The organism is Rhizobium sp. P32RR-XVIII (genome assembly GCF_012641395.1).
Taxonomy (GTDB): Bacteria; Pseudomonadota; Alphaproteobacteria; order Rhizobiales; family Rhizobiaceae; genus Rhizobium.
Genome location: NZ_JABAIH010000004.1, coordinates 520,377 through 534,240 on the forward strand (window position 1 = coordinate 520,377; position 13,864 = coordinate 534,240).

16 protein-coding genes and 1 tRNA gene are annotated in these 13,864 nt (G+C 60.1%); 12 read left to right on the top strand and 5 right to left on the bottom strand.

What is annotated here, in order from left to right:
• Positions 1-69 precede the first annotated feature (69 nt).
• From HGP14_RS15745 to HGP14_RS15785, 9 genes are all read left to right on the top strand, one after another.
• Positions 70-1,047 carry an ABC transporter substrate-binding protein gene (locus HGP14_RS15745; protein WP_168830799.1) on the top strand — a complete coding sequence of 326 codons (978 nt, stop codon included), beginning with the start codon at positions 70-72 and terminating at the stop codon, positions 1,045-1,047.
• Positions 1,048-1,054: 7 nt separating this feature from the next.
• Complete coding sequence (locus tag HGP14_RS15750) at positions 1,055-2,749, top strand: iron ABC transporter permease (protein ID WP_168830800.1); 1,695 nt, start codon at positions 1,055-1,057, stop codon at positions 2,747-2,749.
• On the top strand, positions 2,737-3,765 hold the full coding sequence (locus HGP14_RS15755) for an ABC transporter ATP-binding protein (RefSeq protein ID WP_168830801.1): 1,029 nt from the start codon (positions 2,737-2,739) through the stop codon (positions 3,763-3,765). The genes HGP14_RS15750 and HGP14_RS15755 overlap by 13 nt, the downstream gene beginning before the upstream one ends.
• 64 nt (positions 3,766-3,829) lie before the next feature.
• Positions 3,830-4,942: an endonuclease/exonuclease/phosphatase family protein gene (locus HGP14_RS15760; protein WP_168830802.1), complete on the top strand. Its 1,113-nt coding sequence runs from the start codon at positions 3,830-3,832 to the stop codon at positions 4,940-4,942.
• The gene (locus HGP14_RS15765; RefSeq protein ID WP_168830803.1) at positions 4,939-5,673 is read left to right on the top strand and encodes an NUDIX hydrolase; all 735 of its coding nucleotides are present in this window, start codon (positions 4,939-4,941) and stop codon (positions 5,671-5,673) included. Before HGP14_RS15760 ends, HGP14_RS15765 begins: the two co-directional genes overlap by 4 nt.
• Before the next feature lie 79 nt (positions 5,674-5,752).
• Positions 5,753-6,667 (top strand): PhzF family phenazine biosynthesis protein, encoded by a 915-nt coding sequence (locus HGP14_RS15770; protein WP_168830804.1) that lies wholly within the window; start codon positions 5,753-5,755, stop codon positions 6,665-6,667.
• 124 nt (positions 6,668-6,791) lie between these two features.
• Positions 6,792-6,867 (top strand) — tRNA-Lys (locus tag HGP14_RS15775).
• Between the two features lie 294 nt (positions 6,868-7,161).
• Positions 7,162-8,016 carry a hypothetical protein gene (locus tag HGP14_RS15780; protein ID WP_168830805.1) on the top strand — a complete coding sequence of 285 codons (855 nt, stop codon included), beginning with the start codon at positions 7,162-7,164 and terminating at the stop codon, positions 8,014-8,016.
• A gap of 2 nt (positions 8,017-8,018) precedes the next feature.
• Positions 8,019-8,318 carry a hypothetical protein gene (locus HGP14_RS15785; RefSeq protein WP_168830806.1) on the top strand — a complete coding sequence of 100 codons (300 nt, stop codon included), beginning with the start codon at positions 8,019-8,021 and terminating at the stop codon, positions 8,316-8,318.
• Between the two features lie 160 nt (positions 8,319-8,478).
• Here HGP14_RS15785 and HGP14_RS15790 read toward each other — a convergent pair whose 3' ends face one another.
• From HGP14_RS15790 to HGP14_RS15800, 3 genes are all read right to left on the bottom strand, one after another.
• Positions 8,479-8,859: a hypothetical protein gene (locus tag HGP14_RS15790; RefSeq protein WP_168830807.1), complete on the bottom strand. Its 381-nt coding sequence runs from the start codon at positions 8,857-8,859 to the stop codon at positions 8,479-8,481.
• Entirely contained in the window at positions 8,837-9,520 is a 684-nt protein-coding gene (locus HGP14_RS15795; protein WP_168830808.1) for a hypothetical protein, read from the bottom strand. Before HGP14_RS15795 ends, HGP14_RS15790 begins: the two co-directional genes overlap by 23 nt.
• A 181-nt stretch (positions 9,521-9,701) precedes the next feature.
• Positions 9,702-10,046 (bottom strand): hypothetical protein, encoded by a 345-nt coding sequence (locus HGP14_RS15800; RefSeq protein ID WP_168830809.1) that lies wholly within the window; start codon positions 10,044-10,046, stop codon positions 9,702-9,704.
• A gap of 94 nt (positions 10,047-10,140) precedes the next feature.
• Between HGP14_RS15800 and HGP14_RS15805 the strand changes: the two genes are divergently transcribed.
• The 3 genes from HGP14_RS15805 to HGP14_RS15815 all read left to right on the top strand — a co-directional run bounded on the left by HGP14_RS15805 (position 10,141) and on the right by HGP14_RS15815 (position 11,595).
• Positions 10,141-10,611: a hypothetical protein gene (locus HGP14_RS15805; RefSeq protein WP_168830810.1), complete on the top strand. Its 471-nt coding sequence runs from the start codon at positions 10,141-10,143 to the stop codon at positions 10,609-10,611.
• A complete protein-coding gene (locus HGP14_RS15810; protein WP_168830811.1) occupies positions 10,608-11,063 on the top strand; it encodes a hypothetical protein in 456 nt (151 codons plus the stop codon). Before HGP14_RS15805 ends, HGP14_RS15810 begins: the two co-directional genes overlap by 4 nt.
• Before the next feature lie 247 nt (positions 11,064-11,310).
• The gene (locus tag HGP14_RS15815; RefSeq protein ID WP_168830812.1) at positions 11,311-11,595 is read left to right on the top strand and encodes a hypothetical protein; all 285 of its coding nucleotides are present in this window, start codon (positions 11,311-11,313) and stop codon (positions 11,593-11,595) included.
• Here the strand turns inward: HGP14_RS15815 and HGP14_RS15820 are convergent.
• Together HGP14_RS15820 and HGP14_RS15825 are read right to left on the bottom strand one after the other, a co-directional pair.
• Positions 11,578-12,831, bottom strand: a complete 1,254-nt coding sequence (locus HGP14_RS15820) for a hypothetical protein (protein ID WP_168830813.1) — start codon at positions 12,829-12,831, stop codon at positions 11,578-11,580. The genes HGP14_RS15815 and HGP14_RS15820 overlap by 18 nt on opposite strands.
• A gap of 448 nt (positions 12,832-13,279) precedes the next feature.
• A complete protein-coding gene (locus HGP14_RS15825) occupies positions 13,280-13,501 on the bottom strand; it encodes a hypothetical protein (protein WP_168830814.1) in 222 nt (73 codons plus the stop codon).
• Positions 13,502-13,864: the final 363 nt, after the last annotated feature.

Consider the following 13,864-nt stretch of genomic DNA (forward strand, 5'->3'; position numbering starts at 1 on the left):
CCGAGTGTCACAATCATGTTATTCGGCCTGTCTATGGAACGCCTCATGTTCATCATGAGGGAAATAGCCATGAAGAAGCTCTCTGCCTTTGCCGCGCTGCTGGCAGCCGGTCTCGTCTCCGTTTCGGCCCAGGCCGCAAATCTCGTGCTTTATACCAGCCAGCCGAACGAAGATGCGCAGGCGACGGTCGATGGCTTCATGGCGGCCAATCCCGACGTCAAGGTCGATTGGGTTCGCGACGGCACGCCGAAGATCATGGCCAAGCTTCAAGCCGAAATCCAGGCCGGCAACCCGGTTGCCGACGTCCTGCTGATCGCCGACGTCGTGACGCTGGAGCGCCTCAAGGAAGACGGCAAGCTGATGGCCTACAAATCGCCGGAGGCCGCCAACTACGACGGCGCGCTCTACGACGCCGACGGCTATTACTACTCCACCAAGCTGATCACGACCGGCATCATGTACAACACGTCCGCTTCGATGAAGCCGACGAGCTGGAAGGATCTCACGAAGCCGGAAGCCAAGGGCCTCGTCACCATGCCGAGCCCGCTCGCTTCGGGTGCGGCCCTGATTCACGCACAGACGCTGGCTGCCGTTCCGGGCCTCGGCTGGGACTACTACAAGGCGCTTGCCGAGAACGGCGCGAGCGCTTCCGGCGGCAACGGCGTCGTCCTGAAGTCCGTCGCTTCGGGCGAGAAGGCCTACGGCATGGTCGTTGACTACCTGCCGATCCGCGAAAAGGCCAAGGGCGCTCCGGTCGAGTTCGTCTTCCCGAGCGAAGGCGTTTCGGCCGTCACCGAGCCGGTCGGCATCCTCGCCAGTGCCAAGAACGTCGACGCCGCCAAGAAGTTTGTTGACTATGTTCTCTCCGAAAAGGGCCAGGAAGGGTTCCTGAAGCTCGGCTACATCCCAGCCCGCAACGGCATGAAGCTGCCCGACGGCTTCCCGGCACGCGACACCATCAAGGTGCTGCCCGTCAACGCCGCCGAGGCGCTGAAAGACACGGACCAGGACCTGAAGACCTTCTCGGGCATGTTCGGTTCGAACTGATCGGTCCATGCAAGGATACGTACGTCCAGGAAACAGCCAGCCCGCCTGGCTGTTTCCTTTTATTGTCAGTGTGGTTCTTTTCCTGAGCGTGCTGCCCTTGGCGCGGCTCGCGATCGTCGGCATCTCGGCCTTTGCCAATGGCGGCGTGATGGTGGTTCTGTCCGATCCGATGGTCTGGTCGGCGGTTTATTACACCATCGTCACGGCAATCCTCGGAACCATTATTTCCCTCATCATCGGCTGCGGTTTCGCCTATCTGCTGACCCTCACCGACATCCCCGCCAAAGGGCCGCTCAGCTTCTTCTTCGTTCTCCCGATGATGATTCCGCCGCAGGTCACCGCGCTTGCCTGGGTGCAGATGTCCGGGCCGTCGAGCCCGCTCCTGAAGGCGCTGCATATCGCCCCGCCGCTCGGCTCGCCGCAGCCGCTTTATTCGGTGGGCGGGATCGCGCTGCTTTACGGCGTGCAGCATGCGCCGCTCGTCTATCTGGCGCTGAGGGCAGGGTTGATGGCGCTGCCGCGCGACGGCGTCGAATCCGCGCGGCTTTCCGGCGCCTCTAGCCTGCAGGTCCTTCGTGACGTCATCCTGCCGCTGTCACTGCCCGGTGTCATTGCCGGTGCGGCGATCTCCTTCGTCTCCTGCACCGGCAATTTCGGCATTCCGGCGATCCTCGGCATCCCCGCCTCGATCTTCACGCTGCCGACGCTGATCTTCTCCAAGTTCACCGCTTTCACCAGCCGCACCTTCGGCGACGTGGCGTTGCTGTCGGCGATCATCGCGACCATTTCCGTCGTGGGACTTGCAATCCAGGATCGGGCCTTGCGCGGCCGGGATTATCGCGTCCTCGGCCTTTCCGGCGCGACGGCGGCCTTCGAACTAGGGACGTGGAAGCTGCTGTTCGTGCCGCTGCTCTGGATCATCCTGTTCTTCATGCTGGCCGCGCCCTTCTTCGCGCTGGTTGCGGGCGCCCTGGTGCCGGCCTACGGCGTGCCGCTCACCTTCAAAACCATGACGCTGCATGCCTTCGAGGAGATTCTCTTCCGACAGACCGTGACGCGCACGGCATTCGTCAATTCGCTTTCTCTTGCGGCTGGAACAGCAGTAGGTCTCCTTCTGGTGACGGTGCTGGCGGCCTATGTCTTGACGCGGCGCAAGGATGCGATCGCGCGTGCCATATCGAGCCTGATCGAGATTCCCTATTCGCTTCCGGGCATCGTCATGGCTGTGTGCTTCATCCTGGTTTTTGCCGCGCCGCTGCCGGTCCTCAACGTGACGCTCTACGGCACGATCTGGATCATCCTGATTGCCTATTTCTCGAGCTTCTTCGCGGTCAGCCTGAAACCTGTCGTCAGCGCCTTCCACCAGCTCGATCCGGCGTTGGAGGAGGCGGCACGGCTTTCCGGTGCAGGCTTCTTCCGGCGGCTCAGGGACATCATCGTGCCGCTGGTCGCTCCGGCGGCGGGTGCCTCGGTCATCCTCGTCTTCCTGATTGCCTGCAACGAGCTGACGATTTCGGCGCTGCTCTGGTCCGCAGGTACGCAGACGCTCGGTGTCGCGATCTACAATCTCGACGACAGCGGCAGCTCGGATCTTGCCTCCGCACTTTCCGTGCTCGTCGTGCTGATGGTCATTTTCATGATGTTGCTGCTGGAATTGCTGGCCAAGCGGCTTCCCAAGGGGGTGGTGCCTTGGCGAAGCTGATCCTCAATCACGTCAGCAAGGATTTCGGCACCGGAAAGCCGGCGGTCAGCGCGCTTTCGCTCGAGGTTCGCGAAGGCGGGTTCCTGGCGCTGCTCGGACCGTCCGGCTGCGGCAAGACGACGGTGCTCAGGATGATCGCTGGCTTCGAGACGCCGACCGACGGCTCGATCCATCTCGGCGAGCGGTTGCTTGCCGATGCGTCGCAGTCGCTGCCGCCCGAACGGCGCAACATGGCGATGGTCTTCCAGTCCTATGCGCTCTGGCCGCATATGAACGTCGCCGATAATGTCGGCTATCCGCTGAAGGTGCGCGGCATTGGGGGCGAAGCCTATCGCCGCAAGGTGCGGGATGCCCTTTCGACCGTGCGGCTTGCCGACTATGCCGAGCGGCGTCCGGCCGATCTTTCCGGTGGCCAGCGGCAGCGGGTGGCGCTTGCGCGCTGCTTGGTGACATCGCCCGATGTCGTGCTGCTCGACGAACCGCTCGCCAATCTCGACCGCCACCTGAAGCAGGAGATGGAAGAGACCTTTCGCGAATTTCACCAGCGTTCCGGCGCAACAATGATCTATGTGACGCACGACCAGAGCGAGGCGATGGCGCTTGCAACGGACGTTGCGGTGATGTCCGAGGGTCGCCTGCTGCAGGCGGCGCCGCCTGCCGAGATCTACGCGCGGCCCGAAGGCCGGATCGTCGGCGGACTGGTCGGGCGAGGCGCGATCCTGACCGTGCAGTCTCCCATCGGTGACAAGCGTGATCTTGATTGGAATGCGCTGCAGACCATCATTGGAAGCCAGCCGGGCGAGGGGCCGCAAGCCGATGTGCTCGTCCGTCCCGAAGACGTCGTGCTTGGGGCAGAAGGCATGCCGGCGACGGTCGAATCCGTTCTTTACGAAGGCGAGCGTTACGCGCTGAAACTCACCCTTGAGAACGGCCAGTCGCTGCGTGCCTTCAGCCGCATGCCAGTGCTGCCCGGCGAGGCGTTGAAGGTTACGATCCGCGCGGCATGGCGGCTTTGATTTCTGCCTTCCCGAACGCTTCTTTCGTCTCTAGTAATGGCGTAATGCCAACCGGAAACGCCCGATGCCGCTTCGCCTAGCCACATTCAACGTCGAAAACCTGATGACGCGTTTCGATTTCACCGGCTTTCGCAATCAGCTGCGCCAGGACCGGGTCATCAAGCTGTTCGAGGTCCAGAGCGAGGGCGTCTATCAGCAGCTCGAGCAGGCCCGCGTCATCGCCTCCACCGACGACACCCGCCAGATGACGGCGCTGGCAATTGCCGACGCTGATGCCGACATTCTCTGCCTGCAGGAAATCGACAACATGGCCGCCCTGCAAGCTTTCGAATACGGCTATCTGTTCCGCATGGTCGGAAACGGCTACCGGCAGAGATATCTTGTCGAAGGCAATGACAGCCGCGGCATCGATGTTGCCGTCCTGATGCGCGAGGAGACGCGTGACGGGCAGAAAATCGAGCTGCGCGACATCAAGAGCCATGCCGCGCTGACCTATCGCGATTTTGATCTGTTCGACGACAAGCTGGCGCTCACGAACCGTATCGACGACAAGATCTTCAAACGCGACTGCCTGGAGCTCGACCTTTTGATCGGCGGCGTGCCCTTGTCGCTCTATGTCGTGCACTTCAAATCGATGGACGGGCCGCGCACCAATGGTGTCGACAGCAGGCACGCGACGATGCCAATCCGCCGAGCGGAGGCATCAGCGGTGCGCCGGATCATCGAGAACAGATTTGGCGCCGGAAATACCGCCAACAAGAACTTCGCCATCTGCGGCGACATGAACGACTATCAGGAGCGTATCGACGTGATCGGGACGCGGCGAAGCGGATACCGTTTCGAGCATCAGGACGAGACCGAAAGCGCGCTCGATGTTTTCAGTCGTGATGGCTTTGTCGAGAATGTCGCCCGCCGCCGCGATCCGCTCGACCGCTGGACGCTTTATCACGCGCGCGGCCCTGAGGAGCAGTGGCTCTGCCAGCTCGACTATATTTGGCTGTCGCCGGCGCTCGCCAGAATGAATGCCGAGAGAAAGCCGGAAATCATTCGCAACGGCCAGCCCTTCCGCACCGTCTTTCCGCCCGGCCAGGAAGTGGAGCGCTATCCGCGCACCGGCTGGGACCGGCCGAAAGCGTCAGACCATTGCCCCCTCGTGATGACTTTGGATTTGAGATGAACATGCATTTTTCAGAGGATTTTGCCGGCTGGCCGCCGGAAAATACGGTGTTTCCCGTGGCTGCCGTCAACCTTCATGTGCTCGACGGCGAACATCCCTACCGCCAGGCAAAACGCGAGGATATCGCCCGCAACTGGGAGGCAGAAGTAAGCGCAAACCCGGCGCTCTTCGATGGCAGGATGGTGTTTCAGCACCGGCTGGCGTTGGGAGAAGACGGCATTGCAGGGCAGGGATACATCGTTCCCTTCTCGACCTTGATGTATTGGCGCCGGCAGCAGGATCGCGGCGGCGCCATGCATCTCTTCGCCTATCCGGTGATCGAGAGCTCCGACGGCGCGCTGGTGGCAATCCGCATGGGCGCACACACGGCCAATCCGGGCCAGATCTACTTCGCCTGCGGTTCGCTGGAGCCGGAGGATATCATCTCCGGCGTTTGCGATCTGGAGCACAACATGCGCCGTGAGGTGTTGGAGGAAACAGGGCTCGATCTTGCCGATGCCAGGCCGGGCGAAGGCTACCATGCCAGCCACTTCCGCCGGGCGCTCACCATCTTCCGCATGTTCACCTTCGACATGACGGCAGACGAGATTATAGGGCGAATCGAGAGGCACATGACGGTGGCCGAGGATCAGGAGATCGCCGGTGCCGTCGCGATCCGCTCCGCCGATCATTCGGCCTATCCCTACAACATCGGGATGCTGCCGGTCATCGATTGGTATTTCACTCGCTGAAACGAAGCTTAATGCCTTGCACTCGTTTCTGCGGTCGGGCAGGTTGCAGGTCCGAGGACCGAGAGACAGGGAGGCCGATGTGGCGCGCAGCTACAGCGTCTATGACGTGTTCACCGACCGTAAACTTGCCGGAAATCCGCTGGCCGTCATCTTCGACGGCGAGGATTTGAGCGACGAAGCAATGCAATCGATCGCCCGCGAGATGAACCTTTCCGAGACGGTGTTTGTACAGGCCTCAGCCAATCCGGCCTACACCGCCAGGCTCAGGATTTTCACGCCCGGTCGCGAACTGCCTTTTGCCGGTCATCCGACGGTCGGTACGGCGATAGCGCTTGCTGAGCAGGCGCATGGCTGCGACATGACGCTGGACCTCGTTTCCGTGCTTGAGGAAAATGTCGGGCCTGTGCGCTGCGCGGTCCGGCTGCGGAGAGGAGAGGCGAGCTTTGCCGAATTCGACCTGCCGAGGAAATCCCAGCAGATCAATATGCCGCTTGAAAAGCTGGGCATCGCCAACGCGCTGTCGCTGAAGGTGACCGAGATCGGCTTCGAAAATCATGTGCCGTCGCTCTGGACCGCCGGCGTGCCTTTCCTGCTGGTTCCTGTTCACGATGTCGGTGCGGCAATGCGGCTCGAGTTCGATCCGCAGCTATGGGAGAACACCGTCCCCTTTGTCGATGGCTCGCTCGCCTCTGCCTACATCTACTGCCGCGCCGGCGTGAACCATCCGGCGAGGTTCCATGCCCGCATGTTTGCGAGCGGCATGGGAATAGCCGAGGACCCGGCGACCGGCTCGGCTGTCGCAGCACTTTCGGGGGCGATCCACCATTTCGACCGGCTGCCGGATGGTCATCATCCGATGGCGGTCGAGCAGGGTATCGAGATGGGCAGGCCATCCTTGATTCATCTGCATGTGGATGTCGAAGGCGGCACGATCTCCAATGCCCGGATTGGCGGGCAGGCGGTGCGCGTTGCAACGGGCACGCTCGACCTTTGATTTCATTGCATTTCAGCCATGCGGAAAAATCTTCGAAATTAATCGAAGAATTTTCCGCATGGCGCTGGACAAGGTGAGCGATCCTGTTTATACGCCCGGTCACACCGCGCAGCCAAGCGCGAACGGGTGATTAGCTCAGTTGGTAGAGCAGCTGACTCTTAATCAGCGGGTCGTAGGTTCGAGCCCTACATCACCCACCATTTTTCGTAACGAAATCAAAACGTTACGCTGATTTCGTTAGTCAGCATACGAAACACGGACGCCCCGCTAGATCACCGTTAGACCGCGCGAGGTAAGTATTTGTTTTTCCGTTCTATTTTTGTTGCGCGTCAATAGAAATGTGGATAACCGGAAACGGCTCCGACATGACGTTGATGTAGCTAGTCCCTTCTCAGTTCAAAACTGAGGAACGAGGTGCCGCCGTGGGCTTGGCTATCCACGCTCGCCATTCTGGGATACCCCTGCGCTCTGCAAGTTTCAATTTCGGAGAGCCAATGTCGAAGGTGCTGCTTCAGAAGAGTCCGGACATACGGCGGCGGATTATTGCCGGGATGGAATTCTACCTCGCTCAGGCGAGAAAACGGCTACTAGTCCGCTTCGGCGCTTCCCCGATGGAAGACGAAGCCCGGACGTATGCCGAGACCCATTTTCATGAAATCGGCCGCTACTTTGATCCCGACAGTCACGATGTCTCCGACTTTGCGTATGCCGCGTGGGAAGCTGCCGCTGATTTCCACATCCGTCTGATCGACATGCGAAGGGAGACTATGCTCTCCGTGGTCGCCGGAATGTACCACACGTGGGAGAAACAGCTTCGCGAGTGGCTGGTTCAGGAATTCGCGCACAGCTTTGAAATGACGTTGCTTAGGCCAAAGCTGTGGCAAAGGAATACGGACGAACTATTCAAGTTCCTGTCGGGGTTAGGAATAGTAGCCCATGACGAAGCGTTCTATCCTGTCATTGATGAGTGTCGGCTGGTGGTGAACGTCTACAAGCACGCAGAGGGAAGCTCATTCGAGGAGCTCAAGGCACGAAAGCCTTGTTATTTCGGCGCGGCGCTACGCAAGGGCACGCTTTCACCTGCACTCATAAAGGCTGGATCGACAGATGGGAGGTTGCTCGGCGGTTCGGAAGCGGGCGGTAATCGCCGCCCTGATGCCGAAGCTGCGCTGCACGTCCTGTGGCAACAAAGGGAACAATACTTGGACGGCAGGAAAGCTGAAGCGATAACAGAGGAATCTGTAGAGCGATCGTACTTCCTTCACCGTGTCTGCAGATTTACAGAAGCGTGGGGCTCTCAAGGACTCCGGGTCCGTATAGCGTCAGCTCCGATATCGAATTGGAGGTAAGCATGCGTGATCCAGCTATGGGAGTCGCACTGGAACTCGGGGCAATCACATGTGTCCTCGGCGGCGCAGTCAGCAACGGTTTCATGAACGCGCTTGCGAAGGCTGACGAGCGCCGCGAGGAACGCGCAGCGCGCCAGTATGCCGATGACCTCGCAGAAGCGCGCTGGCGCGCAGATGATCTCGGCCGTGTCGTTATCGCAGGGGCGCAGCGCATCGCCGCGCTCGAGGCCGAAGTGCGGAGGCTCAAGACGGCTCTGTCGCAGCGTCAGGCACATATCGACCGTCTTAAGGGAGAGCGCTGAGGTGATCCCTGATCTTTCCGACCGCGGTCTACGTGAGCAGTTTGGGGATGTCATGCTAGAGATTCCAGAGCTCTTTGAGGCTCTCAGGCGCTTCGAAATCGAACGCCGCCAGTCCCAGGAGAATGTCGGCTTCAAATTGTATGGTGCTGGCGTCTCTGTCTTATGCCCCTTCGGGGGCGTACTTCGGATTCAGGTTGGGAACTCCCGGAGCATTGAATAGCTCTCGAAACCGGGCTGACACGAAATCGCGCCTGCGCTGCTCCACATCTTCTTCGGACGGAAGGATCTCGGACGTTTCTGTGCTCCGCTTCGGCTTGGCGAAATGCGGGATGACCATCCTGTGTTCCAGACTCCGTTCGACCGCCGACAGCGGCGACCCGCCGAGCAGGACGAGGTCGACGGCGCTGATATTGAGCAGCCAATCTTGCTCCCATTCCGAAAGCGCGGATAGATCCATCAACGGGCGATCGGCTTCGTTGGCGCGGCAGTATGCGCCGAGTACATTAACGACGGCGAAGTTAATGACACTGCCGGCAGCCATATGAATGCGGTCGGGATCCGCAACAGTCGGGGCCGACATGATTTCCCGGTCGATCGCGGAATGGACAGCGATGAGAGGAAGGCCTGGACACAGATCGAGGCTTTCCTCCGGGAAGCGATGCAACAGCACGTAGACACAGTTGCCGCCTGATGATGCCGCTTTGGCTGGCGGCGAACCCCCTTACGGGGGTCGGGTAAGCGGGAACGTAGCTGACCATCCGGCCCTGTTCGTCGAGAAGGATCTTCGCCCGCACGCCGCGTCGCCCCCTGACCTTGAACACGACCGCGTCGGTCCTGAAATCGTCCGGAACAAGCTCGTTGCCGTCCCTGTCAACGATGACCTTCCGCTGTCCCCCGACATCACGGAACCCGTTGCTGGCGAGGAAGGCGGCATTGTCCCGCTCGACCTTGTGGGCGGCCGTGCGTCGCGGCCTTTCCAGAAGTCCCAATGCGAGGCCGATCGCGGCGAGCACGCCCTGCGCCGCCAGTTCCGCGACCGCGATGTAATGCGCCGGATTTTCCCCCTTCCACTCGTGGAAGAAGGGTGCGACGAACAGGAAGATCAGCATGAAGGCCGGGAGGCTTGCCCCGATGAGGATGGCGGTGAGGACAAAGGTCACGAAGAAGGTGCCGACCGGGCCGCGGTCATGCCCGCGCGTCATATTCCACATTCCATAGGCGGTGCCGCACAGGGTGAAGGCCGCGACAAGCAGAAGCAGGATGCTATCCTTCGACGCCTTGTAGATGTCGCGCCCGGCGCTGAGGCCCGCCCCGCGATGGCGGAGCGCTGTAGGATATCGAGAAGCGGGCTGTCGCAGCTGTTTCTGGCCATGATCGAGGACTTCAACCGTTGGAGGAAAGAAATTCAGGCACTGGCTTTGCGCTCGGATCCGGAAGGTGGCCTGGGTGTTGTGGCGCATCCCGCTTCGATGTTCGCCGCGCAAGCTTGAACGGCAGTCTCGACGCCTTGAGGAAGAGCCTCAAGAACGCCCACACGGCGCACACGATCCACGCTGCCGTCCCGAGCAGTGTCCAGATCACCTCGAGAAGCCGCGCGGCGAGCTTCGCTGTCAGCTTGGCCCCATTGCGCAGGGCGAGCATGCCGCGATATTTCGGGCCGAGCTTCTCCGCTGCCGTGCCAAGCTTCTTCAGATCGCCGATCTCCCCGGCGTTCTCGATGGTCTGCATCGCGGCCCGGTATCCCCGCTTCGCGGACACCGAGTAGACCGCCCCTGCGGCCTCGCCGACAGTTTATGTCGGCCAGAGCGCCGAGAGGCAGATATTGTTGCAGTCGACTGGACTATCATCGGTCGCCATGCTTGGTGCATACGCCTACGGCAAGGCCAACTATACGCCGCCGGGTAGTGAGTGCCCGCCGATCAGCAACCTGCGCTTCTTTGATGCCTCACGATGCACTGATGCTGCTGCGGTGACGGTATATCCTGAGCCCTGGCTGGCGATTCTAGTCCGGGGCGTTGCGGTCACCTTGATACTTGGTGGCCTTGCCGCCACATTCGATAGATCCGTGTTGGCTAGATATCTGCTGGCCGGATGGCTCGCTTTCTGCGCCGTGATCGCCGTCTCCGGATATTTCAGCTATTCCGGTATGGGTCGGTTCCCTGGAGCCTATTTTGTTGCCTACCCGGCTACGACAGTGGTTGCATTCGGTGTGGCAGCTGCATGCGTGGCAGCAATCGCCAACATCGCACTCAGGATTCGTTTCGCTGGTCCGGCAATAGGACGACGAGGATGAAGATCGTCCTCTCCGAGTACCAGCAATATGCAGCACTCGCGGCTGCGGCGATCATCCTCGTCGTCCTCTATCTGCAGATCGCCGACGACGGCTTCTCTGGGTTTGGATGGGTTCTAGGCGTTCTCGCGGCGGCAGTGCTCGTGATCCTTGGTATCGGACCTGTCGGCAATGCGGCAGCACCTGCCAGGGCGCCTGCACACGTCTCGCCGACAAAGGAAGAACTGGAGGTCGGGCGCCAGAAGCTGCGTGAGAGCGCAGAACTGTTGGCAATCGAGGTCGAGGAGCGTACGACGATCCTTGAGCGCGATCTCGCAGGTGCTCGCTTGGCCGCGTCGATCCCCTTTCCGCCTTGCGATACAGTCCTTGTGGAGCGAACACGACTCCGGCCTCCAGATCTCCTCCGCTTGACGACATCGCCGATCGAAACCCGGAGTGGTAAGGTTACCTGCTGATCAGAGAGGACTCTGTCGTCATACGAACCGCGCATATACTGCACGAAATCCCAAGCCGCACGGACGTCTGAACAATCCAGAGCTCGGTCGTCGCGATCGAGGTCCTTCTTGTCTATCGTGACGGTCCAGCAGAGCTCGAGACTTTCCTCGAGCGTCTGACGCGTCCAGTTTCCCGTCGACACGATTAGTCGCAGCCGCCAGTCGTCGGCCCTTTTTCGTGCCGGAAGCCCAGAATAGCGACCTTTGCATGAAGCAGTCTGAATGGCCTTTCGACTTTGCGCCGGGGCAAATGGACGACCCCAGGTATGTCGACCGGGGGCAACTGAGGGCTGCCCGGGTCGAGCATCAGCGCAAGCCGCGGAATGCCTTGCCACGCACGCTGGCCGATCGTTCGGCGGGTGAAGCGCTCGGCAGCATCGTTCAGGAAAGGCGCGTCGCCCGAATAGCCGACGATCCAACCGAATTCGCCGACATAGTCCGACGGTGCGTCGAAATGCTGAGCGATAGCGGCACGTCATTCTTCCTCATCTGACTTGCCCCCGATGTGCTTGTCCAACTCGCCTCGCAAATCCAGGGACATCCATGGGAGAGAGTCTATGCGGCGCGATATTCCTGGCGGCCATCCTGTCTCCGGCGGGGCCGCTTCGGCTTGGGCTGGCGTTTCAGGAGATCTAGCGGAGTGATTAAATGCGGCTCCGGGTACGATTGCGCCTTGGCGATATCTCAAAATGCGGCCATCGCGCTTCGCAAGAGGTACGAGCGCATCCTCGGTCACACACTCGCGACAGAAAATTCGCGCGTCGCCGAAGAGGCTCCTGTCGTCCCCTACTCGAAGGAATTCCTGGGCTTTGGAGCGCAATCGCTCGGTGAGTTCCGCTACTCTCGCCGACCGCTGCGTTGAATCCAAAGCGAAGCCTTTGCCGCCTGCCGACGCAATCTCCTGCTCTACCGCGTCTAGTAGGTCGATCGCCGCGTCGCGTGCCACAAAAAACCGAGCTCCGATACGGAGATCGTGCCAGTGGCCTTCGTCGATTTCCGCGGGGCGAGCGTCCCAGTCTGGAGAAACATTACCGCTCGAAACCCATTGAAGCGCTGCCCGACGCCGACTGCTGTCTGGCGCGAAAGCTTCGATCTGCTCTCTGAGAATGGCAACCGAATAGGCAGGCATACGCGTCAGCGGACTGATCGCCTGTGTCAGCTGATATGTCGTGACGGCGTGTTCCGAACCGCGAACCCAGGCAAGAAGATGGGCGGGCACGCTTCGATTTCTGGGTGTAAATTTATCTAGTGCGGAGTTGAGGAAACGGATACCTTTGTCGTTGAGTCGCATCGCGTTGAAGCGCTCCCCTTCGCCGTCCACGAAACCCAATGCAAGAAGCGGTTCCACCGTCGACATACGCATCGGCTGGGAGACGTAGAAGCTTCGCTTTCTTGCTTGCGAGAATGACGGTTGCGATGCGCCCCGGAGCTTCTGCCCGCCTTTTAGACGCGGGTCCCGGTTCCAGTTGAGATCCTGGTATGCAGAAAGGCAGGCGACGGCTTCGATCGCGTTTGCCACCTCAATATTGGAGACCGCTATCCCGGTCGCCCGAGCATTTCCGGCGACGTGAATTCCTAGAAGTGGAAGCATCAACTGCTTGCAAAACCAAACGCCACCCATTCCCGGCACGGCGATTTGGTTAAAATGCCGAACCGCGGCCCCAAGGCCGAGTGTTCTGACACGTCGCTCGCCTTGAAGACCCTCGGGACCTAAGAATCCCCAGTACATTATAGACTACCATCCCAATGCGTAGATATGATGAAAACTTCTACTTTGAGCCGCATGTCATACCTCAGTATTTCGCTAAGAGCGAGAATTTAAAAGTGGCTCAGCTGATACACAGCAGGCATTGCTGAAAGCGGGGTTCGATCTGATCGGGAGCGAACAGAGCGTTCGCTTCCGGAGCGCAGACAAACCTGCACCCGTCAGATCGCTATTTGGAGACAGAGTTCATTGTAGGCCTTAGCCTGACCGTCGGCGTATGGTTTCCCGCGCACTGCACGCTTCGCAGATTGCATACATTGAAAAGTATCGCAAGCCATTCTAAATAAAAGATTATTTCTGGATTTCTTGCGCCTAAACCTAACTCGGCCAGCACGAGGTGATGGTTAAGGTGGTCGGGCCGATGGTTGGTGGTTTCCCGGTCCGTGTTCTTCGAAAACATGCACAACGGTGATTATCCTCGATCGATCTCGTGCGCGATTTTCCGAGGCCGGTTTTGGCGTGAGCTGATCCATGCTTGAGGCGCTAACGCAGGGATGCTCCTTTCTTCCGGCGGCGTCTGCCCGATCCAGTTGGTGAGGTTATAAACGCCCACAATCTTGTTGAGTTCAACCTCTAGCATGCGATACGCAGGCGTAAATTCGACGCCCGGTAGGCTGCTCGCCATCATGGACATCCTGAGGTTTCCTCTGGGCAGGCGCGGCGCAGATAGTGCCGCAAGCCGTTGCCTTCATGGCTCCGTCGCCGGGCTGGTCATGACAATCGGGACAGTCGCCATGGCCATGCATCGCATGGTGGGGCATCGCCGCCATTTGGGCAGCCATTGCGCTCGCTTTGGCCACCGAAAGACCCATCCCCGCGGCGACGAAGACCGCGAGCAGCAAACGGACAAGCTGTCGGCTCGACCAGTGCCTCATAACGACGGAGAGGATGACGCTAAAGCGCGTCGAACACAAGCCGTCACGACGTTCGGCCAAATCCGGATGCCCACGACAAGGACCATTGATCGATGATGCGGACGAAGACTTCACCGGAAGAG

What these genes read in the sequence shown, in the direction of transcription:
- HGP14_RS15745 (WP_168830799.1), top strand. Translation starts at nt 70, where the DNA reads ATGAAGAAGCTCTCTGCCTTTGCCGCGCTGCTGGCAGCCGGTCTCGTC.
- HGP14_RS15750 (WP_168830800.1), top strand. Translation starts at nt 1,055, where the DNA reads ATGCAAGGATACGTACGTCCAGGAAACAGCCAGCCCGCCTGGCTGTTT.
- HGP14_RS15760 (WP_168830802.1), top strand. Translation starts at nt 3,830, where the DNA reads ATGCCGCTTCGCCTAGCCACATTCAACGTCGAAAACCTGATGACGCGT.
- HGP14_RS15765 (WP_168830803.1), top strand. Translation starts at nt 4,939, where the DNA reads ATGAACATGCATTTTTCAGAGGATTTTGCCGGCTGGCCGCCGGAAAAT.
- HGP14_RS15780 (WP_168830805.1), top strand. Translation starts at nt 7,162, where the DNA reads ATGTCGAAGGTGCTGCTTCAGAAGAGTCCGGACATACGGCGGCGGATT.
- HGP14_RS15785 (WP_168830806.1), top strand. Translation starts at nt 8,019, where the DNA reads ATGCGTGATCCAGCTATGGGAGTCGCACTGGAACTCGGGGCAATCACA.
- HGP14_RS15790 (WP_168830807.1), bottom strand. Translation starts at nt 8,859, where the DNA reads ATGGCTGCCGGCAGTGTCATTAACTTCGCCGTCGTTAATGTACTCGGC.
- HGP14_RS15795 (WP_168830808.1), bottom strand. Translation starts at nt 9,520, where the DNA reads ATGACGCGCGGGCATGACCGCGGCCCGGTCGGCACCTTCTTCGTGACC.
- HGP14_RS15800 (WP_168830809.1), bottom strand. Translation starts at nt 10,046, where the DNA reads ATGCAGACCATCGAGAACGCCGGGGAGATCGGCGATCTGAAGAAGCTT.
- HGP14_RS15810 (WP_168830811.1), top strand. Translation starts at nt 10,608, where the DNA reads ATGAAGATCGTCCTCTCCGAGTACCAGCAATATGCAGCACTCGCGGCT.
- HGP14_RS15815 (WP_168830812.1), top strand. Translation starts at nt 11,311, where the DNA reads ATGAAGCAGTCTGAATGGCCTTTCGACTTTGCGCCGGGGCAAATGGAC.
- HGP14_RS15820 (WP_168830813.1), bottom strand. Translation starts at nt 12,831, where the DNA reads ATGTACTGGGGATTCTTAGGTCCCGAGGGTCTTCAAGGCGAGCGACGT.
- HGP14_RS15825 (WP_168830814.1), bottom strand. Translation starts at nt 13,501, where the DNA reads ATGTCCATGATGGCGAGCAGCCTACCGGGCGTCGAATTTACGCCTGCG.